This window comes from Anderseniella sp. Alg231-50, from assembly GCF_900149695.1.
Lineage (GTDB): Bacteria > Pseudomonadota > Alphaproteobacteria > Rhizobiales > Aestuariivirgaceae > Anderseniella.
This window is the reverse complement of record NZ_LT703003.1, coordinates 1,983,075-2,001,743: the sequence shown is the minus strand read 5'-3', so window position 1 is coordinate 2,001,743 and position 18,669 is coordinate 1,983,075. Positions and strand designations below refer to the sequence as shown.

Here is an 18,669-nt window from a genome sequence, read left to right as displayed (position 1 = left end):
CGATGGGCTCACACCGATGGAATTTGCAACTCGTTCCAGGATGGATCACAACATGAACAGAGCTAATTTGTGAACAAGGTAACTTGGGGGCAGATCAATTGTGATCGATGATCGCACTGAAAACGCCGTCGCCTGGATGGCGTACAACACCTATCTCTACGGTATCTGGCCCCTAGGAGCAGTCCTATCGGGAATGTTGGGCGAGGGCATGGTCTGGTCAGCCATCGGCGCAGCTCCTTTAGTGTTGATCACCTTCTTGGATGATCGCCGTACCCAGAAGCTCAGTGACGACCCACGGTCGATCACAAACTCATTGGTCGTGGTATTGCTTCTGTTTGTATCGCTGACGCTGAGTCTTTACTTTCTTGGCAGATTGTTTGGTTGGCTGTTGAGTGAGTAGGCAGAGTTTCTAGACGGGTGGATAACTCGATGTCAGGCATGATGCACGCTTCATAGAAGGATGTCGAACGGCTGCATTGGGGCGGATCGCCAACTCGCATCCTAGTTCCCTAAGTCTGCGAAGGGCTCGGAGCGGTCGTCCGCGCCTGCCCGGTTATTGGATCTTGTTCCTAGTCCAATAACAGATGATGGTCCACGAGATGGTCAAGATCCGAGCCATCGTATGTAACTTTTACAATCTCTTTGTAGAGCATCGTCATCGGGAAACCTCGACCGTACTTCGCGTCCATCGCACGTTGCGGCTGCCAGCCATTCAGTGCTTCACGTATTTCACCGGACACACCAACCCTTCGCAGTTCGTCATTGAATGTGTTCCTGAAGCTATGAAACACCTTTCGCCTAGGGACGTACACACCTGCGGCCTTCGCAAAGGATCGATACTTCTTGGAGAAATTATCTGATAGTTTTTCGGCACCGCCTAAAACCGCTTCCGGGAACAATCGTCCGTCAACAGGCCGCCTTGCTACCCATTTTTGAAACCCTATCTGCAAAAGGAACGGATGAACTGGTATATCTCTGTGAGAGTTGTCCGTCTTCAACCGCTTGTTGTAAGTACCCTGCTCATAAGCACCCACAATTTCATCGTTCACACTGATGTACCAAATTCCTTCCTCTTGGTTTCGAACATCTGCGGTTTCAAGTTGGAGTATTTCGTTCAACCTCATTCCGGTGAACAGTGAGATGATAGGTGCCCAGTACCTGGCTCGTCGGATGATCTGGTCGCCGGGCCTGTTCACGCCGTTTCCGTCATTCAAGCAACCGCAATACAACGGCGTACTGAAGAGCATTCTTAAGTCCTCTATGTCGTACGGCTCATAAGTCTCACGCGATGCGGCAGATTTGGACTGCCTTGCAGGCGACCTTTTGAGCTTCAATCGCTCGACTGGTGAAGTTTCTATCCAACTTTGGTCAGCGGCAAATTCAAACATCTGCTTAATGACCTGAAGGTGTTTTCGAGCTTCTTTATGTCGATTGGCAGGCTCACCATTTTCCTTTTCAAAGGCCACTGATGCCTGCTCCAGTGAACAGTTTTTGTAGTGCCTTGTTACGTAGGCCGGTATCCGTGGCAACAATTCCAAAACCGATTTGAAGTCATTGGGCTTAAGCTCACTAATGTTACGAGTTGGGCCGAGACACTCCGATATCGCTCTGCCCGGAATGACATACTGATCCCGCCTAGAACGAGTTACTCCGTGTCCTTGATATTCAATGAATTCATCAACCAGTTGTTTCAAGGTTGTGGATGTTGGTGGTGACGATTTTCGCTGCTGTTCTAAATATCCGTCAAACAGCTCGTCAGAAATCGGCGCGATACTACCATTTACTAAAGATGTCAGTCGACGCTGCGCCAACTCGACATCCGCACGTGCAAGATAGTCGCTGAGTTTCCGGAAGCCGGGTTTTGATACCCAGAATTTTGAGAGTTCTCGATAATCTTTACTTCGTCGTTCTGGCAATGCATCCAGAAGCCCGGCTTCGTGCATTATTCTCAACGCTGCGGCCTCAGCGTATCGCCACTCTCCGGACTTGTTCAGCTCTGCTTCACGAAGTTCAGCAGCAACATCAAGGGCAATGTCGTCGAATGCCTCTTCATCTTCATCAACAACGTAAAAAGATGAACTCAACATCTCATCTTGACGAGAACCAAAATACCCAACTGCAAGCTCCCGAGCTTGATTATCAGATAGGTCCCAGTCATCGGAAATGGTAGGTGTGGAACTTTCACTCGCAGCCTTTGCCAAACGCCGTTCCAAAACATCGATCTGTTGATTGGTCTCCACTGCAAATAAGGGAGCTCGACGCTTCAATTCAGCGCTGGACAAATTTGAAACTCGCTCAACCCAAGCAGTTTTTTCAACAAATTTTCGCAGATGTTTTGGCACTGCACGCTTAAACTTTGCAGTTGGCCCTGAACCTGTCAGATAACGTAATTTTGGCACGTCTTCCATACCTCAATTAGTACCACAAAATGGTACCAGCAGCACGAAAAAAGACGTTCTAAATCAACGTTTTGATTGCCAAACAAACACTTAGGAAAATTTGGTAGCGGGAGAGGGACTTGAACCCCCGACACGCGGATTATGATTCCGCTGCTCTAACCACCTGAGCTACCCCGCCCCAATATACCGGTTCCTTGTGCAAAAACATCTGATCTGCAAGGTTTTTGAACCGGTGCCGGAGACAGAAAAACAATGGCCTCCGGCAAGGACATGCGCGGTATAATAGGCTCCGGCCATCCAAGTCAAGCACTGGTCACACAATGCCGGCCAACACTGTGCCTATTCCTCGGCCTCATCGGCTTCAGGGCGCAGTGACCGCACGATGCAGATCACCAGGAAATACGTCGACGCGGCCACCCACAGCCAGAAAATAATCGGCGATGCGTTCAGCGCCGTGTCATCCTTGGACACAATCAGCAGCCGCAGCGTCGTACCACCCCACAGCACCGTCATCGGAATGGTGACCGCGCGCCAGTCCCGAACCCGCAACGGATGCACGTACTTCCACGGCACGAAGGTCAGCACGCCACATATGGCGATCACCGTCAGGTTGACCCACGGATCGGTCTGCATGATGTGAAAATACAGCACCACCAGGTTCCACAACGCCGGAAAACCGGCAAAATAATAATCAGACGTCTTCATGCCGGCATTGGCAAAGGTGTATAGGGACACCGCCATGATACCGGCCGCCGTGGCGGTTTCCCAGCCTGCCGGCACCAGGTCGAACCAGTACACCATCATCGCCGGCACCACGACATAGGTGAAATAATCAATCACATTGTCCAGTGTCGCCCCGTCGAACTGCGGCGTCACCTCGCTGACCCGGGCGCGCCGGGCAAGGGTGCCGTCAATTCCGTCGACGAACAGGGCCAGCCCCAGCCACAGGAAAGCAGCTATGCGGTCACCTTCCAGGATGGCAACCAGCGCCAGAAAGCCCAGCACAATGCCGGATGCGGTAAAGGCATGCACCGCCCAGGCGGCAGCCACATCCTTCTTGGGCAAATCCTTGTGATCACTTTTGTCACTCATGGAACCGGGATGTCATATATTCGGTCAAATGTCACTAGTCGGCACGCCGCTCGACCACAAGCTGGCCATGCCGGCCCGCGACACTACTATCGAAGTGTGCCCGCAATATAGCCGCCGCCCAGCACCCGGGACCCCTGCCCCTGCGCTTCGTAGAATACACAGGCCTGGCCGGGGGAAATGCCAAAATCCGGTTCATCGAGCACCACCTGGACTTCATCTGCTTCGCCTGCAACGAGACGGGCCGCCACGGCCGGCCTGGTGGAGCGTATCTTGACGAACACATTCTCCGACCTGACCTGGCCGTGTGAACCGGTCGATCCAAGCCAGTTTACGTCGCGAAGCCTGATGACCCGCCGGGCCAGCGCGTCTTTCGGGCCGACAATTACCCGTGCCGCCGCCGGCTCAAGGCCGGTCACATACAACGGTTCACTGGCCGCCACGCCGATGCCGCGACGCTGCCCGATGGTGAAATGAATTATGCCGTCATGGCGGCCAAGCACGCGGCCGTCTTCATGCACGATATCGCCAGGCTCACCGGCTTCCGGCCGCAACCGCTCGATGACAGACACATAATTGCCGTCCGGCACGAAGCAGATGTCCTGGCTGTCCGGCTTGTCGGCGATTGAAAGCCCCATGGCGCGCGCCATGTCACGGGTTTCGTCCTTGGTGAACGACCCCAGCGGAAAGCGCAGGTAGTCGGCCTGGGCCTGTGTCGTCTGAAACAGGAAGTAACTCTGGTCACGGCCCATGTCTTCCGGGGTCCTGAGATCACGCGCACCGGTTCCGTCATCACGGGCGACCGACCTTATATAGTGACCGGTGGCCAGGCACGCAGCGCCCAGCGCCCGGGCACGCGTCAACAGGTCGGCAAACTTGACCGTCTGGTTGCAGGTAACACACGGGATCGGCGTTTCGCCACGCACATAGGCATCGGCAAACTCCTCGATCACGGCGTCCCTGAAGCGGTTTTCGAAATCCAGGACATAGTGCGGGATATCAAGCGCTGCGGCCGCCTTGCGGGCATCATGAATATCCTGGCCTGCACAACAGGCACCTTTTCGGCGCACCGCTTCGCCATGATCGTACAGCTGCAGCGTAATGCCGGCCACACCGTAGCCTGCCGCCTTCAAAAGCCCGGCCACAACCGTTGAGTCCACACCGCCCGACATGGCCGCAACCACAAGCGTGCGTCCACCATCCGGATCAAGCCCGATGGCGTCGCGCACTCGTTCAATTATCGCTCCGTCGATATTCATAATGCCTCGATGGTCGACTGGGCAGGCCTGACGTGCTGCACGCCTGTGAAAGGCGCAGGTCAGGACCCTTTGGTCAAGACACTAGATATGGTCAGCGCGTACCTGGCTGCAACAGTTTTCTTTTTGTCCGTAAGCACACGGTGTTTCAGTCGGACTGTACCGTTTTGATCCAGTTCCGCCGGTTTGTTTGCCAATTGTTCGTATCTGATTAGACCTTTATAAACGCCAACCCGGTAAATTGATCTCCAGTTAGTACCAGCGTATCAGGTGAAGTTAGTGAGTAATTCAGGTCAGTTGCGTTCCCGTATAAATTACGTCATCGGTCCAGATGGCAGTCCTCTTACGATTGCTGATTTGCCGCCGCCGGGCACCCATCGTTGGGTGATCCGTCGCAAGGCAGAAGTTGTCGCCGCCGTTCGCGGTGGGTTGCTCAGCCTCGAAGAAGCATGCGGGCGATATAAACTGACGGTTGAGGAATACCTCAGCTGGCAGCGTTCTATCGACCGGCATGGTCTTGCGGGTCTGCGTACAACACGCATTCAGGACTATCGCGTAAACTGATAGTCCCTGCTTCGGCAGATTAGAGGTTAAGGCTTGGTGGCGTGGCAGCTTCCCGAAACGGGGCTGCCGCGCCACTGTCATTTCAGCCATATGACGTCTTGCAGGCGTAACACTGTTCAGTGGGCGCAGAAAACCGGCCTTCGGTGGGCCCATCGGCAGCGTCGCAAAGCTTGTCCGATGCCCCCATATCGCGCTTCATACTGTGCCTGGCGGAGTGAGCTGATTTTCTCCATCAAACCCTTCTATTTAGGTCGGAAAGGCTCTAGGTTCACCTGCAATTTTCGCAGGAACGAATGACCCATGAAATCCGACAAACTCTCAATGTCCGGCGTCGGCACCCGTGCCGGCTCGCAGGAAATCGAAAACCTGATGAAGCAGCTGCACGCGTCCAAGACACCCGAGGCTGCTTTAAACCTCGCACGCCGCGCTGTTGAACTGCGGCCCAAGAACCCGGACCTGCGGCTGATGCTGGCCGTCACTCTGCACAACCAGGGCAAGGCGCAGGAGGCCGAACGCGCCTATGCAGAGTGCCTGCTGCTGGATTCGGAAAACCTGCTGGCGCTGGTGAACCTGGGCAGCCTGCAGATATCAGCCGGACAGCCCGCTGCCGGCCTCAAGGCACTGGAAGGCGCTCTGCATCTTGACCCGGACAATTCCCAGGCACGCTTCCACAAGGGCCGTGGTCTCGGCAAACTTGGCAGGGCAGACGAAGCACTGAAGATCTTTGACGAACTTGCCGCCCAGCAGCCCGACAATGTGGAACTCATCAAGGCGCAGGCCCTGTGCCACATGGATATCGGACACAAGACAAAGGCTGCCGAGCTGTTGTTTCGCGCCGCAGAACTGGCGCCGGACGACAAGGCCGTCAGAAACGCCATGAAAAAAGTCACCAGCTAGAAACCGGGCAACGGGTTCAGAACAGGGGTTCGTGCGGACATGTGTGAAGTTGTGAGCTCCGCACCCGGATTGCGCCCTCCATCACCGGTCTTCAACAAGGTCACGAACCGATGACAACTATCGCCATGTGGTCAGGCCCGCGCAACATTTCCACCGCGATGATGTATTCGTTCGCCAGTCGCGCGGATTGCAGGGTTTGGGATGAACCTTTCTACGCGCATTATCTGGCGGCGAGCGGCATCAGCCATCCCGTCGGCGAAGAGATAATTGCCGCCGGTGAAACCGGTTATGAAGCCGTCGTGGACATGTGCCTGGCAAAACCTGGTGCGGCAACACCGGTATTTTATCAAAAGCATATGACCCATCACATGCTGCCCGGTCAGGACTGGCGCTGGTGCCTGCCGCTTTCAAATGTCTTCCTGATCCGCAGCCCTGAACGGGTTCTCGCAAGTTATTCGGCCAAACGCGAGGAGGTCACGCTCGCCGATATCGGGTTCGAGCGTCAGCTGGACCTGTTCAACATGGTGGCGGACAAACTCGGTGAAGCGCCACCAGTCATCGACTGCGAGGATGTCCTTTCCAACCCGGCCGGCAGCCTGCGAACCCTGTGTGACAAAATCGGCATTCCGTTTGAGCCGGCGATGCTGTCATGGACGCCCGGTCCCAAGCCCTATGACGGCGTGTGGGCAAAACACTGGTACAACGCTGCATGGAAGTCGTCGGGCTTTGCTGATCCGAAAACCGATTATCCGGCACTCGGCGCGGATCTGGCCCGCATCGCCGACCTGGCGCGGCCGATATACGACAAACTGCGCCCCCACTGTCTGGTTACATAGACTACAACAGCCCCGGCACACAAAACCGTGTGAACCGGGGCCGTCGATGTTGAACCTTGAGGCGGGCTGACCCCGCCATAACCTGGAACTAGATCAGTATGATTTTTGATTGAATCAATCAAAAATCATAAAACTGATCGCTTTCAGAGTGCTAGAGCAACTTTATGGGTTCAAGTGAACCCATGTTGCTCTAGTGCTTCGTGCGGCTGGCAGTATTGTCTGCCGGGCGGCCGATCATCTTGATGTCGTTGCGGTGACTTGCATCTTTTTCCGCCAGCAGCTCGACCTTGCGAAGTTCCGATTCTTCTTCCGCAACCGCTTCATTGGCCCGGTCAAGCTGTGCCTGCAGATCGTCTATCGTTGCCAGCAGGTTTTCCCGCCGCTTGCGAATTGACTTGGCAGTCATTGAATAATTGAAATTTGCCGGATCGCTGACACCGGTCTTTTGCTCTTCATAAGCAATCTGCTGGTCCAGATCGTCCTGCTTGCGGCGAAAGTCCGCCATCATCATTTCTATATCGCCAACCTGGCGCCGTTTCTCCTCAACGTGGAAACGATGCAGGCGCAAAAGCGTGTCTTTAGACCGCATGGAATGCCTCACTCACTAAACGCAACAAACAAAATCAACCAGAAGAACCAGTATTTGAGAAACCTCCGCTGGCCAGATTCAATCGAATCAACTAGCGTCGGTTCATCCAGTTATCACGAGTATGATGAACGATCAGGCTTAAGGGGCGGTAAACGAAAACACCGTGCCTGGTTTTTTGATTCCGACTACGGCTTTTTGAGAATTCGGCCTTTATGAATATGCAATCCGCAAAATCAGCGACGGCGAGCTGAAAAAGTGACAAGCAGTCTGAACAAATGAACCCAACCGGTTCTAATTTTTGAGGGAATTAGGTTTTGTTAACCATTTGGCGTTTATCGTGACCATAGAGTTAATCAGGCGTTTTGATCTGGTCACGATGGCCAACTAATTCAGGCGGAAAGTTCCACAGGGCCGTCGCCCGGTGCGGGACAAGCATACTAAGGGGTTACGGATGAGAGTTCTGTTGATTGAAGACGACTCTGCAACAGCGCAGAGCATCGAGCTGATGCTCAAGTCGGACGGCTTTAACTGTTACACTACGGACTTGGGTGAAGAAGGCGTCGATCTCGGCAAGCTTTACGATTACGATATTATCCTTCTCGATCTCAACCTGCCCGACATGAGCGGCTATGACGTGCTCAAGACGTTGCGGGTGGCGAAAATCAACACACCGATCCTGATATTGTCCGGCATGGCCGGCATCGAGGACAAGGTACGCGGTCTCGGCTTCGGCGCGGACGACTACATGACCAAGCCGTTCCACAAGGACGAACTGGTTGCCCGCATCCATGCAGTTGTACGACGTTCGAAAGGCCATTCGCAGTCGGTCATCATCACCGGCGAGCTGCAGGTCAACCTGGATACCAAGACTGTGGAAGTCGGTGGCCAGCGCGTGCATCTGACCGGCAAGGAATACCAGATGCTGGAACTGCTGAGTCTGCGCAAGGGCACTACGCTGACCAAGGAAATGTTCCTGAACCATCTTTATGGCGGCATGGACGAGCCGGAACTCAAGATCATTGACGTGTTCATCTGCAAGCTGCGCAAGAAACTGGCTGCAGCAGCAGATGGCCAGAACTTCATCGAAACGGTTTGGGGTCGCGGTTATGTACTGCGCGAAACTGAAGACGTTGCCGCCTGACAGCACCGAAAACCGAGTGCGGACCTGAAGGGTGCCATGTGCACCATGACGGCACCAGAACACCCCCGGCGAGGCTCTGCCGGGGGTTTTTTGGTTGTTGGGGCACAATATCCATCTGGCGCGTGCACCGGCTGGTCCGCAAAAACCAGGCTTGTAACCCGCCCGCCCCCATGGCACTGGTACAACAAGCAATCAGAACCCCATGAGGTTTTCATCAATGAGCAAAACCGACCTGCCGATTCTTGAGCAACGCCGCATAGAAGCCAATATCATCAAGCCGATCTACGAAGAGATGAAGGCTGAAATCGGTGACGAAAAGGCCCGCAAGATCATTTCAGCAGCCATCACCAAAAATGCCATCGAGCAAGGTGCCGCTTACGCAAAAACCGAAGGTGGCGACACCTCTCTGGAAAGTTTCCATGCCCTGCTGCCCCAGTGGAAAGCCAATGGCGCCCTTGAGGTTGATATGCTGGAAGAAACCGAAAGCAACGTGAATTACAATGTAACGCGTTGCCAATATGCTGAAATGTATAAGGAAATGGGATTAGCCGACATTGGCCACCTGCTGTCGTGCGGACGCGACGGCACGTTCTGCAAAGGTTATGATGCCCGTATTTCGCTGATCAGAACCCAGACCATCATGCAGGGCGCATCCCATTGCGACTTTCGTTATTCGATCAGGGATGAGGATGCCTGAGCCACAATTGCTCGTGCACAGTCCGTCCCCAGGTCTCGCCTTCGACTTCGCTTGCCAGATGGAATCCGAAATCTTCATACAACCGCCGGGCCGCGCCCAGGCCGCGAAATGTTGTGAGCCACACCCTGCCGCCTGCAGCCTCGTCTGCAAATTCGACAGCCCGTTTCATGAGCGCCCGCCCGGAACCGGTCCCGCGCAGCCTGTCTGACATGATGAACCATCTGAGGTGCAGGCCATCATGCATTTCGCCGGACTTGTCATGGTCCAGTATCAAAGATCCTTCAATTGCGCCATCCCGGACCACCAGCCAGACCCGGTCGAGCCGCTCATCATAGCGTTGAAGGAACGCCGCACACTCAATTGCCACCTTGGTTTCAAACGCCAGCCCGAACCCCCATTCCTGGGCGTAATAGTTGATGTGGTGAGCGGTAATCGCCGCCACGGCTCCCGGCCTGTATCCTTCAACGATCTGAAGCTCAGGGTCCATTGCTCAAGCAGGCAGTGCTGAGTATTCAACCGCATCCTCACCGGTATTGGCGGCCGTGAGATCAAGCTCGCACTCATTTGCCAGTCTCAGAGTGTAGTAAACCTGGGCAAGACGGGCATCCATGGCATCTTGCTGCGCATCGCCTTCCAGCATGACCAGGGTCTTTTCGGGCACCTTGGCGTTCTTGCCTTCGGCCCGCGCGGTCAACCCGCCGCCATCAGCCACACCCATGGTGATCTTTCCGCCGCGGGGAATGGATGAAATCGCCAGCATGACCAGGTTCAGGATCAGCTTGACCTGGTTCTTCGGGCGAATTTCGCGCGGAACTTCCCATTCAAGCGTGATCTTGTCTTCACCGATGAACTTCTTGGCCACGTCTTCCGCGTCACCTGTATCGATGCTGGATCCCGCAGAGCCGGCGGCTCCAAAGGCGATGCGGCAAAACTGAAGCTTTGCCGATGCCTGCCGCGATGACCGGCGCACCAGATCAAAGGCAATGTCACGCATTTCAGCGTCCTGTTCGTCCTCCAGTACTTCGAGCCCGTTGGCAATGGCGCCAACCGGTGAAATGACATCGTGGCAGACTTTCGAGCATAGCAGTGCTGCAAGGTCGAGATCACTCAACACAGCGTTGAATTTCATGAAACAGGGTCCCTCTTACGGTTGTCTTCTGTTGATTTCCCGGCGTGAGTCTAGCGGGGTGTGCCAAGCCCTGCCAACCCGGCAATACCGGATTGCAACAACACCTTGTTCCGACTCAACAATTCAACTACAGAACATCCAGCGCCTTGTTTACGGCAAAGTCAAAATTGTGAAAATGTGAGCCGAATCAACTTCATGACCATCCCCGAACCATCACAGCACCTGCTGTCGCTGATGAAAATCGCGCATGCGGCGGGCGCGCGCATCATGGAAATCTACAATGACGATTTCGAGGTCGCCAGCAAGGCGGATGCCTCGCCTGTAACCGAGGCGGACATCGCAGCAGAGGCCATCATTCTGGAAGGCCTGAACGGGCTGGACCCGACCTCCAACATAATCGCGGAAGAAGCCGTATCTGCCGGTGCAACGCCTCAGGTCACGCAGGAATTTTACCTGGTGGACCCGCTTGACGGCACGCGCGAGTTCATCAGCCGCAATGGCGAGTTTACCGTCAACATCGCACTTGTACGCGATGCCGCCCCGATTGCCGGCGTGGTGTATGCACCAGCCCTGTCGACCCTGTACGCAGGTGAGTTGGTTTCAGGCGCCTTTGAAACTTCCTTGGAAGCTGACGAGAGTTTTCCGGCGGCCCCGGCGCTGCAGCGTATCGAATGCCCGGCATTGCCGGCATCAGGTATCAAGGTGGTTGCCAGCCGCTCACATCGTGATGAAACAACCGATGCCTGGCTGGCACAACGCGATGTTGCGGAAATTGTGCCTGCCGGTTCGTCCCTGAAATTCTGCCTGCTGGCCAGCGGCAAGGCCCACCTGTATCCGCGCTTTGGCCGCACCATGGAGTGGGACACCGCGGCCGGTCATGCGGTGCTGGCTGCCGCAGGTGGCGAGGTATTCGAGGCAGCCGGAGAACCGCTTCGGTATGGCAAGGCAGGCCGCGGTTTCGACAATCCCGCTTTCATTGCGTCGGTGTCGGCGCAAGGCTGCTGAACCTTGCATGCTGAACGCATTCTTAATCTTCTGTTTCAGCAATATTTTGTTAATCGTATACGGTCCATTAACGCCTCATCACGCATACTGATCTGAGTTTACTGCCCTTGATGGCTGGGCAGTTGTTTGAGTTTGTCAGTATCAGGTGAGTAAAACATATGAAACGTATCCTCGCGCTCGCTGCGTTTGCGAGCCTTTCCATCACAGCATTTTCAACATTGTCAGGCCTGGAAAACCGTGCCCAGGCGCGCGGCGCAGATGCCGACGACGGCACGTCATACTCGCGCTCGGGATATGAGCAGTCCGAGGCAAACACATACAGCCCGGAAGAAATTGTCCAGGGCGGCCATCGCTGGTTCGGCACCACCACCAAGGGCGTTGCCAAGGCTGTCGAGACCGTGTTTTCACAGGCAGGCCGTCCGTCCGGCTATATCATCGGTGAAGAGGCCTCCGGCGCATTCTTTGGCGGGCTGCGCTACGGGGAAGGCATCCTGTTCATGAAGGACGGCACCCGCAAGAAGGTTTACTGGCAGGGCCCGTCTGTCGGGTTTGATCTTGGCGGCAACGGCTCCCGGGTCCTGGTTCTGGTGTACAACATCAACCGCGAAACCCAGATTTATGACCGTTTCATTGGCATTGAAGGGTCCGCTTACATGGTCGGTGGGCTGGGTGTGAACTTTCAGTCGAACGAAGAACTCAAACTGGCGCCGATCCGCACCGGCGTCGGCGCTCGCCTCGGTGCCAATGTGGGATACCTAAAATACACCGAATACCCCACACTGAACCCGTTTTGACGCTCGCCATAGTTGTATGGTGCAGATAACGCCGGGATGGGGACAGGCGGAAGTATACTTGCCTTCGCACACGTCCCCGCCCAAGCCGGCCTTTGGGAAAAGGCATGGAATCCGGTTGTGAGTTACATGCTTGCTAAGTGGGAGTTTTGCTTTTCAACACGATAAACACGGGCTATCGCACAATTAACCTTCACACCAATCGTGCAGTGTACTACGATTGACGCTCTGGCAATCTAATTCGACAGGTAGGTTGCCGGAACTACCATTTGTTAGTCGTTTGTGGCGCACCGCATGTTTGGGTCCCATCCGACAATTGTGTGGTCATTGCCCTCTGGAGGACTCATGTCTCAAATTGAGACTATCATGCTGGTTGCACTGGGGTTTGTCGGTGCGCTTCTGGTTGGATTGCTGGTTGTACGCGGGCTTTGGACTTACGCAGTCAGTCTCGGGAAACGCCGGGTTGAACGTCGCGCGCCGTCGGCCATTGCCGAGCTCAGGGCAGACAGGGACCGGTTGAAGGCGGAATACGCCATGCAGGGCCGACGCCTGCAGCTGCGGCTCGATGATTTGAAAACCCGCATGGCCGAGCAGATGGCTGAAGCGTCCCGGAACAGAAACCGCATCGAACACCTGGCTGATGAAATCAGCCGCCGCGATGATGAACTGACCAAGCGTGACGAGGACGCCGACAATCTCCGCTTGCAGATAACTGCACTCGAGCGTGAATTGACGGACCGGACTGAATTGCTCCAGCAGGCGAAGGATCTTCTGCAGGCCAAGGAAGAAATATCCATCGAATTGCAAAGCAAGCTGAAAGTTGCCGAAGCCAAGGTCTCGGATCAGTGGTTCATCATTGAGACGCTCAAGAGCGACAACCCTCCGGCCTCGGCCGACCTGACGGGAATGGCGTCGTCAAAGTTCGAGAATGCCCAGGAAAGACTGCGCCAGCGTATTGAGGAAATGAACTCCCTCACCCGTCAAATTGACGAACAACGCCAGGATTTGTCAGTGCAGCAGGATGAACTGGCAATCTTGCGCGAGCAGATAAACCGGTCACGCGAAGCCGATGCCAGGGTCGCTGCCGCCGGCAAGACAAAATCCAAGCAGACGAATGAAAAGTCGGCCACTCCTAATCAGGACATGCTGCTCAAGTCCGGTCAGGTAAACGCGAGCGAGCAGCTTGAGCAGAAAATCATCGAGACCGAGCGTGAAACTGAAACCCTGACCGAAGAGTTGTCCCGCCTGGACGAAATGTGGAACAAGAACAACACCGATATGGATGCTGACGCCGCCGAAAACCCTGCCACTTCCGAAAAACCGGAGGATAAAAAGGCAGAGGATGAAAAGGCAGAGGCAACCAAGAAATCCACTAAAGCCCGCAAGGCGAATCCGAAGTCCGATCCCGCAGACACCGCCAAGGACAAGGCCGCAAAGAAACCGGCTGACGATGCGAAATCAGATGCTGACGGCCCGCAGGAAAAATCGGCTGAACAACAGCAACAGTCTGCGTCTGCGAAAGCCAGCAAGGCTAAATCTGGAGCTGAAACCGAGATTGCCGAACCTGTCGCAATGGCTGAAGTCAAGTTGCCGGGTTCGTCCATGGAGGTCACGGCGGTGGCCCAGGACAACAGTCAGCCTGTCGGCAAGACCCTGGCAGCAGGCGCGAATGCGGGAAACAACAATATCATCTCGCTGGCCCAGCGCATCAGGGCGCTGCACAGCGATGTGCCCGGAAATTCATGACGCAGCCGCTTTTGGCGTTACTGCGGCTTGATGTTGAGGCGCTGCACGATGCCCTGCCTGGCAAGGCTGTAGACAATAATGGCTTCGCTGCCGTCAGGGCGGCGCACATGAATGGCCAGAGAGCCTCTGTTCAGCGACACTGACTGCACTGTTTCTCCTGGCCCCACCGCGAGTTCTATCGCTTCTTCCGCACTCACCATCGGAGGCGGCAATGTACTGGCCCGATTGACCAGCGTGTAGATAAGAAACGCAAAACCCGCTACAATCATCAGACCCATCGTGTAGACGGCAATCTTGAGAAAGATAAACCCCGGTGAGTCTCCTACCGGCAGGTCATCATCATCATCTGGCTTTGTTGAATTTTTTGAAACCTGGTTATTGACCATGCCTGATCCGGAAGAAATATTCGAATTGACCCACGATGGACCAGCCACCGAACGGCTGGATAAACTACTTGGTCAGGCCAGTGACGACCATTCCCGCGCCCGCTTCCAGATGCTTATTTCGCAAGGCCATGTGAACGTGGACGGCACATCCATAGTCGACGCCTCATTCAAGGTCAAACCCGGATCTGTTGTTTCCGTCATTCTTCCCGAAGCGGAGGACCCCGAACCTCGTGCAGAAAACATCCCGCTGACAATCGTGCATGAAGACGATCAGGTAGTTGTTGTCGACAAGCCTGCCGGTCTGGTTGTGCATCCGGGTCCGGGCAACTGGACCGGTACACTCGTCAATGCACTGATCGCACATTGCGGCAGCAGCCTGTCGGGTATAGGCGGTGTCAAGCGGCCCGGCATCGTTCACCGCCTCGACAAGGAAACCTCAGGCCTGCTGGTGGTTGCCAAGACCGACAAGGCACACCGTTCATTGTCGGAACAGTTTGCCGCGCACGGGCGCGACGGCCGGCTGTCCAGACAATATCTCGCTATAGTGTGGCGCGAGCCCCAGCCGCGCCGCGGCACCATCGACACGCTCATCGCCCGCAGCACCGCCAACCGGATCAAGATGGCGGTGGCAAAGTCCGGAGGACGCCAGGCGATCACCCACTACGAAACCATACGTTCATTGCCGGCGTCCGGAGAAACAACAGCCTCCCTCGTGCGCTGCCGGCTGGAAACCGGCAGAACCCACCAGATCCGGGTCCACCTGGCCCATATCGGTACCCCCTTGCTGGGAGACAGGGTTTACGGGTCCAGCCACACGGCGTCCGCCAGCAAACTCAATGATGCAGCACGTGAGAGCCTCGCAACACTGTCTCGCCAGGCGCTGCACGCCGAAACTTTGGGTTTCGAGCACCCCGAAACAGGTGATCCAATGCTGTTCCGGTCTGCGTTACCAGACGACATGCAGGATCTTTTGGATAAAATTTGACCTTGACGTAAAGGTTTAAAGTCATGCAAACGTGACCAAACTGTAATGCTATTACGCCGCTGAAGCCTTTAAATCAGACGCTTCACTGCCTATATCGAGGTTAACTTAGGGCAGAAATTACCCCTGCCGGGGTGAAAGGTACAAAAACAATGACAACAACAGGTAGCAATCTGCCGGTACTGTCCGGTGAAAGCGGCTTGCAGCGTTATCTGCAGGAAATCCGTAAATTCCCCATGCTGCAACCCGATGAGGAATACACGCTCGCCAAGAACTGGCGCGATAACGAAGATCGTGACGCAGCGCACAAGCTGGTAACCAGTCATTTGCGCCTGGTGGCGAAAATTGCCATGGGTTACCGCGGCTACGGCCTGCCGGTGTCGGAAGTCATTTCCGAAGGCAATGTCGGGCTCATGCAGGCGGTCAAGCGCTTTGAACCTGAAAGAGGTTTCCGCCTGGCCACCTATGCCATGTGGTGGATCAAGGCATCCATCCAGGAATATGTCCTGCGCTCCTGGTCACTGGTGAAAATGGGCACGACTGCCAGCCAGAAGAAACTTTTCTTCAAGCTGCGCAAGGTAAAGGGCCAGATTCAGGCCCTTGAGGACGGCGATCTCAAACCGGATCAGGTGACCGAGATTGCAACCCGTCTTGGCGTGCCGGAACAGGATGTGATTTCGATGAACCGTCGCCTGGGTGGTGATGCATCGCTCAACGCTCCGCTGTCGAAAGACGGCGAATCCGGCGGCGAATGGCAGGACTGGCTGGTCGACGATACCGAAACGCCGGATGTGGCCTATGAGCAAAGCGAAGAACAGGATATGCGCTCCAAGCTGCTGCATCAGGCCATGAACGGGTTGAACGAACGCGAACGGCGTATTTTTGAAGCCCGCCGCATGTCGGAAGATCCATTGACACTGGAAGACCTGTCGCAGGAATTTGAAGTTTCGCGTGAACGCATTCGCCAGATTGAGGTGAAGGCCTACGAAAAAGTGGAAAAAGCCGTCAGGAAGGCATCAGCCGAAATGCTGGCCTGACCCCAGGGCGAAACGGTTTCGGCAGACCCCGTGCAGCTGCCCCGACACTCCGTACACGATCAAGGGATGATTTTTGGTTGATTCAGCCAAAAATCATCCTGATTTGATGCAAAATGCGACCCGGAAAGTTACTCTTTCGAAACCCCGATCCGCTATTGTTCAACGGCACGCATGAACAATCGGGGCGGTTGGCTCACCAGCTGAAATAGCTTTGCTGAAGGTTCTGGGATTCCAAAAAACACCGCGTTTTCTGACAAACGCGTTTTTGTTTTGTGTCGGTGCCCTGCTGCTGGTCGTCGGGATCAACTTCGCGCGGATTGAAATCAACCGCCTCTCTCATGAAAAAGCTGTTGAACTGGCCCACGCCTGGTCCACCCAGATCGCTGAAACCACTCCGTATCTTCCGCAACTCCTGACAACGCCACGACGAAATGCTCAACCGGTTCGAAGCCTTGGCAACGTCCAGTCTGTCGGCCCGATCCTGGGATATCGCATTTATGATAAAGCCGGAACTCTGAGGGTTCTGGTTGATGACGCCGCATCGCCGCCCAATGCGGCAAGGCCGGCATTCCACACCAGGATTACCTTGCCGATCACCAACGGTGGCAGGAAAATCGGCACGATCGTAACTGACGTGGACGCCAGTGGTTTCCATGATGTTTTGGTGGTTGGAGCGATCAAGATTGGCGCCATATTTTCAATCGCAATCAGTTTTCTGCTGTTTGTGAGTTTGATGGCCAGGCTCGCATCCCGCCAGGAAGCGCTGCGCAACTCGAACCGTTCGAACGAGAACGATTCAATAACCGGCATGCCCAACCAGCCCGCATTTCTGGAGATGCTGGCAACGGCTCATTCGCAGGAGGTGGCGCAACATACGACGACCAATCTGTACCTGCTCAACCTGGACCGCTTCACCCGCGTCAATGAACGGCTGGGCAACTCGGTCGGCAACATGTTGCTGAGACTGGTGGCGGAGAGACTGCGCCTTGCCTGCGGCAACTCCGTTGTTTGCGCGCACATCAATGGCGATACGTTTGGCGTCATCGCCGACGAGACAACCGGCAAGCGCATGCACAAGACGCTGCAGCAGGCATTCCTGCAACCCTTCAACTTCGGACAGAACGTTATTCGCCTGTCTGCCAGCATTGGCGCGGCAACATCAACCGCTGGTCTTCACAGCTGTGATGAACTGCATCACCACGCCGAACTCGCACTGCGCGCAGCAAAGACCAATGGTGGTCATCAATTGGTCACCTATGACAGCGACACCGTTTTGGAATTCCGTGAAATTGACCGTATCGCGGCAGCTGTCGAAGACGCCTGCCAGAACAATGAATTCGAACTGCACTATCAGCCTGTCGTAGAGTCCAGAACCCGCAAGCTGTGCAGTTTCGAAGCCTTGCTGAGACTGACCACCGCCGATGGTGAAAAAATCGGCCCGGACAAGTTCATCCCTGTCGCTGAACGCATCGGCCGCATTGAGGAAATCGGCCTGTGGACACTGCGCGAGGCCTGCAAAACTGTCGCCGGCCTCCCCAAACACATCGGCATGGCGGTCAATCTGTCGGTCCAGCAGTTCAACTCCGGAAATCTTGTTTTCGAAGTGCAGAAAATCATCAAGGACACCCGCGTCGATCCCGGTCGCATCGAACTTGAAGTGACCGAAGGCATCATGATCGGCGACACTGATCCAGTATTCAAGCAGCTCTCCGAGCTGCAGGCACTGGGCATCAAGATCGCACTGGACGACTTCGGAACGGGATACTCCAGTCTCAACTATCTGTGGCGCTTCACCTTCGACAAACTGAAGGTGGACCAGGCATTCATTCGCGCATCCGACCACAACCCAAAAGCCCATGCCCTGCTGTCCAAGATTGTCGAAGTTGGACGCCTGCTGGACATGAAGGTCACAGCGGAAGGCATTGAAACCGAGAACCACGCAACGCGGGTCGCGGACCTCGGTTGCGACTATTCACAAGGATATCTGTTCGGAAAAGCCATTCCGCAGACCTCGCTGGCATCGGTTGTTATCAGTGAATTCGCTGAATACATACGCCGCCAGACCGGCGGCCAGGCTGACGTCGATGGCGCCGAGGTGGTTTCAGGCTAGACGGGCCGGTTTTGG

The 18,669-nt window shown here is 55.3% G+C and carries 19 protein-coding genes and 1 tRNA gene; 12 read left to right on the top strand and 8 right to left on the bottom strand.

Annotated features, from left to right (window positions below):
* Positions 1-100: 100 nt before the first annotated feature.
* Positions 101-400 carry a hypothetical protein gene (locus tag DHN55_RS09430; protein ID WP_337660098.1) on the top strand — a complete coding sequence of 100 codons (300 nt, stop codon included), beginning with the start codon at positions 101-103 and terminating at the stop codon, positions 398-400.
* A 169-nt stretch (positions 401-569) separates the two neighbouring features.
* On the opposite strand, the gene DHN55_RS09425 is transcribed toward DHN55_RS09430, so the two are convergent.
* From DHN55_RS09425 to mnmA, 4 genes are all read right to left on the bottom strand, one after another.
* Positions 570-2,408, bottom strand: a complete 1,839-nt coding sequence (locus tag DHN55_RS09425) for a tyrosine-type recombinase/integrase (protein ID WP_108881035.1) — start codon at positions 2,406-2,408, stop codon at positions 570-572.
* Between the two features lie 92 nt (positions 2,409-2,500).
* Positions 2,501-2,577: transfer RNA gene (locus DHN55_RS09420), tRNA-Met, on the bottom strand.
* 161 nt (positions 2,578-2,738) lie between these two features.
* Positions 2,739-3,491: a CDP-alcohol phosphatidyltransferase family protein gene (locus tag DHN55_RS09415; protein WP_108881034.1), complete on the bottom strand. Its 753-nt coding sequence runs from the start codon at positions 3,489-3,491 to the stop codon at positions 2,739-2,741.
* A gap of 86 nt (positions 3,492-3,577) precedes the next feature.
* The gene (mnmA, locus tag DHN55_RS09410) at positions 3,578-4,747 is read right to left on the bottom strand and encodes a tRNA 2-thiouridine(34) synthase MnmA (protein WP_108881033.1); all 1,170 of its coding nucleotides are present in this window, start codon (positions 4,745-4,747) and stop codon (positions 3,578-3,580) included.
* A gap of 276 nt (positions 4,748-5,023) precedes the next feature.
* On the opposite strand from mnmA, the gene sciP reads away from it, so the two are divergent.
* The 3 genes from sciP to DHN55_RS09395 all read left to right on the top strand — a co-directional run bounded on the left by sciP (position 5,024) and on the right by DHN55_RS09395 (position 7,041).
* A complete protein-coding gene (sciP, locus tag DHN55_RS09405) occupies positions 5,024-5,308 on the top strand; it encodes a CtrA inhibitor SciP (protein ID WP_337660097.1) in 285 nt (94 codons plus the stop codon).
* 300 nt (positions 5,309-5,608) lie between these two features.
* Positions 5,609-6,205: a tetratricopeptide repeat protein gene (locus DHN55_RS09400; RefSeq protein ID WP_108881031.1), complete on the top strand. Its 597-nt coding sequence runs from the start codon at positions 5,609-5,611 to the stop codon at positions 6,203-6,205.
* Between the two features lie 110 nt (positions 6,206-6,315).
* Entirely contained in the window at positions 6,316-7,041 is a 726-nt protein-coding gene (locus tag DHN55_RS09395) for a hypothetical protein (protein ID WP_337660096.1), read from the top strand.
* A gap of 190 nt (positions 7,042-7,231) precedes the next feature.
* Here the strand turns inward: DHN55_RS09395 and DHN55_RS09390 are convergent, their stop codons facing one another.
* Positions 7,232-7,630: a flagellar export protein FliJ gene (locus DHN55_RS09390; protein WP_337660095.1), complete on the bottom strand. Its 399-nt coding sequence runs from the start codon at positions 7,628-7,630 to the stop codon at positions 7,232-7,234.
* 451 nt (positions 7,631-8,081) lie between these two features.
* On the opposite strand from DHN55_RS09390, the gene ctrA reads away from it, so the two are divergent.
* Both ctrA and DHN55_RS09380 read left to right on the top strand, forming a co-directional pair.
* A complete protein-coding gene (gene ctrA, locus DHN55_RS09385) occupies positions 8,082-8,771 on the top strand; it encodes a response regulator transcription factor CtrA (protein WP_108881028.1) in 690 nt (229 codons plus the stop codon).
* A 217-nt stretch (positions 8,772-8,988) separates the two neighbouring features.
* The gene (locus DHN55_RS09380; RefSeq protein ID WP_337660094.1) at positions 8,989-9,468 is read left to right on the top strand and encodes an L-2-amino-thiazoline-4-carboxylic acid hydrolase; all 480 of its coding nucleotides are present in this window, start codon (positions 8,989-8,991) and stop codon (positions 9,466-9,468) included.
* On the opposite strand, the gene DHN55_RS09375 is transcribed toward DHN55_RS09380, so the two are convergent.
* Positions 9,449-9,955, bottom strand: a complete 507-nt coding sequence (locus tag DHN55_RS09375) for a GNAT family N-acetyltransferase (RefSeq protein WP_108881026.1) — start codon at positions 9,953-9,955, stop codon at positions 9,449-9,451. The two genes, DHN55_RS09380 and DHN55_RS09375, sit on opposite strands and share 20 nt — an antisense overlap.
* A 3-nt stretch (positions 9,956-9,958) precedes the next feature.
* Positions 9,959-10,597: a histidine phosphotransferase ChpT gene (gene chpT, locus DHN55_RS09370; RefSeq protein ID WP_108881025.1), complete on the bottom strand. Its 639-nt coding sequence runs from the start codon at positions 10,595-10,597 to the stop codon at positions 9,959-9,961.
* A gap of 195 nt (positions 10,598-10,792) precedes the next feature.
* On the opposite strand from chpT, the gene cysQ reads away from it, so the two are divergent.
* The 3 genes from cysQ (at position 10,793) to DHN55_RS09355 (ending at position 14,139) form a co-directional block, all read left to right on the top strand.
* Positions 10,793-11,602, top strand: a complete 810-nt coding sequence (gene cysQ, locus DHN55_RS09365) for a 3'(2'),5'-bisphosphate nucleotidase CysQ (RefSeq protein ID WP_108881024.1) — start codon at positions 10,793-10,795, stop codon at positions 11,600-11,602.
* A gap of 158 nt (positions 11,603-11,760) precedes the next feature.
* Positions 11,761-12,396: an EipA family protein gene (locus DHN55_RS09360; RefSeq protein WP_108881023.1), complete on the top strand. Its 636-nt coding sequence runs from the start codon at positions 11,761-11,763 to the stop codon at positions 12,394-12,396.
* A 342-nt stretch (positions 12,397-12,738) separates the two neighbouring features.
* Positions 12,739-14,139 carry a hypothetical protein gene (locus tag DHN55_RS09355; protein WP_337660093.1) on the top strand — a complete coding sequence of 467 codons (1,401 nt, stop codon included), beginning with the start codon at positions 12,739-12,741 and terminating at the stop codon, positions 14,137-14,139.
* 17 nt (positions 14,140-14,156) lie between these two features.
* Here the strand turns inward: DHN55_RS09355 and DHN55_RS09350 are convergent, their stop codons facing one another.
* Complete coding sequence (locus DHN55_RS09350) at positions 14,157-14,525, bottom strand: hypothetical protein (protein WP_108881021.1); 369 nt, start codon at positions 14,523-14,525, stop codon at positions 14,157-14,159.
* On the opposite strand from DHN55_RS09350, the gene DHN55_RS09345 reads away from it, so the two are divergent.
* From DHN55_RS09345 to DHN55_RS09335, 3 genes are all read left to right on the top strand, one after another.
* Positions 14,524-15,510 (top strand): RluA family pseudouridine synthase, encoded by a 987-nt coding sequence (locus DHN55_RS09345; protein WP_108881020.1) that lies wholly within the window; start codon positions 14,524-14,526, stop codon positions 15,508-15,510. The two genes, DHN55_RS09350 and DHN55_RS09345, sit on opposite strands and share 2 nt — an antisense overlap.
* Positions 15,511-15,659: 149 nt before the next feature.
* Entirely contained in the window at positions 15,660-16,544 is an 885-nt protein-coding gene (rpoH, locus tag DHN55_RS09340; protein WP_108881019.1) for an RNA polymerase sigma factor RpoH, read from the top strand.
* 265 nt (positions 16,545-16,809) lie between these two features.
* The gene (locus tag DHN55_RS09335; RefSeq protein ID WP_337660092.1) at positions 16,810-18,654 is read left to right on the top strand and encodes a putative bifunctional diguanylate cyclase/phosphodiesterase; all 1,845 of its coding nucleotides are present in this window, start codon (positions 16,810-16,812) and stop codon (positions 18,652-18,654) included.
* The last annotated feature ends 15 nt before the right edge of the window (positions 18,655-18,669 follow it).

Bases quoted from the DNA above. Each gene is read 5' to 3' on its own strand.
- DHN55_RS09395 (WP_337660096.1), top strand. From the start codon at position 6,316: ATGACAACTATCGCCATGTGGTCAGGCCCGCGCAACATTTCCACCGCG.
- DHN55_RS09360 (WP_108881023.1), top strand. From the start codon at position 11,761: ATGAAACGTATCCTCGCGCTCGCTGCGTTTGCGAGCCTTTCCATCACA.
- cysQ (WP_108881024.1), top strand. From the start codon at position 10,793: ATGACCATCCCCGAACCATCACAGCACCTGCTGTCGCTGATGAAAATC.
- DHN55_RS09355 (WP_337660093.1), top strand. From the start codon at position 12,739: ATGTCTCAAATTGAGACTATCATGCTGGTTGCACTGGGGTTTGTCGGT.
- DHN55_RS09400 (WP_108881031.1), top strand. From the start codon at position 5,609: ATGAAATCCGACAAACTCTCAATGTCCGGCGTCGGCACCCGTGCCGGC.
- DHN55_RS09425 (WP_108881035.1), bottom strand. From the start codon at position 2,408: ATGGAAGACGTGCCAAAATTACGTTATCTGACAGGTTCAGGGCCAACT.
- mnmA (WP_108881033.1), bottom strand. From the start codon at position 4,747: ATGAATATCGACGGAGCGATAATTGAACGAGTGCGCGACGCCATCGGG.
- DHN55_RS09390 (WP_337660095.1), bottom strand. From the start codon at position 7,630: ATGCGGTCTAAAGACACGCTTTTGCGCCTGCATCGTTTCCACGTTGAG.
- DHN55_RS09345 (WP_108881020.1), top strand. From the start codon at position 14,524: ATGCCTGATCCGGAAGAAATATTCGAATTGACCCACGATGGACCAGCC.
- DHN55_RS09415 (WP_108881034.1), bottom strand. From the start codon at position 3,491: ATGAGTGACAAAAGTGATCACAAGGATTTGCCCAAGAAGGATGTGGCT.
- ctrA (WP_108881028.1), top strand. From the start codon at position 8,082: ATGAGAGTTCTGTTGATTGAAGACGACTCTGCAACAGCGCAGAGCATC.
- DHN55_RS09375 (WP_108881026.1), bottom strand. From the start codon at position 9,955: ATGGACCCTGAGCTTCAGATCGTTGAAGGATACAGGCCGGGAGCCGTG.
- DHN55_RS09350 (WP_108881021.1), bottom strand. From the start codon at position 14,525: ATGGTCAATAACCAGGTTTCAAAAAATTCAACAAAGCCAGATGATGAT.
- rpoH (WP_108881019.1), top strand. From the start codon at position 15,660: ATGACAACAACAGGTAGCAATCTGCCGGTACTGTCCGGTGAAAGCGGC.
- DHN55_RS09380 (WP_337660094.1), top strand. From the start codon at position 8,989: ATGAGCAAAACCGACCTGCCGATTCTTGAGCAACGCCGCATAGAAGCC.
- chpT (WP_108881025.1), bottom strand. From the start codon at position 10,597: ATGAAATTCAACGCTGTGTTGAGTGATCTCGACCTTGCAGCACTGCTA.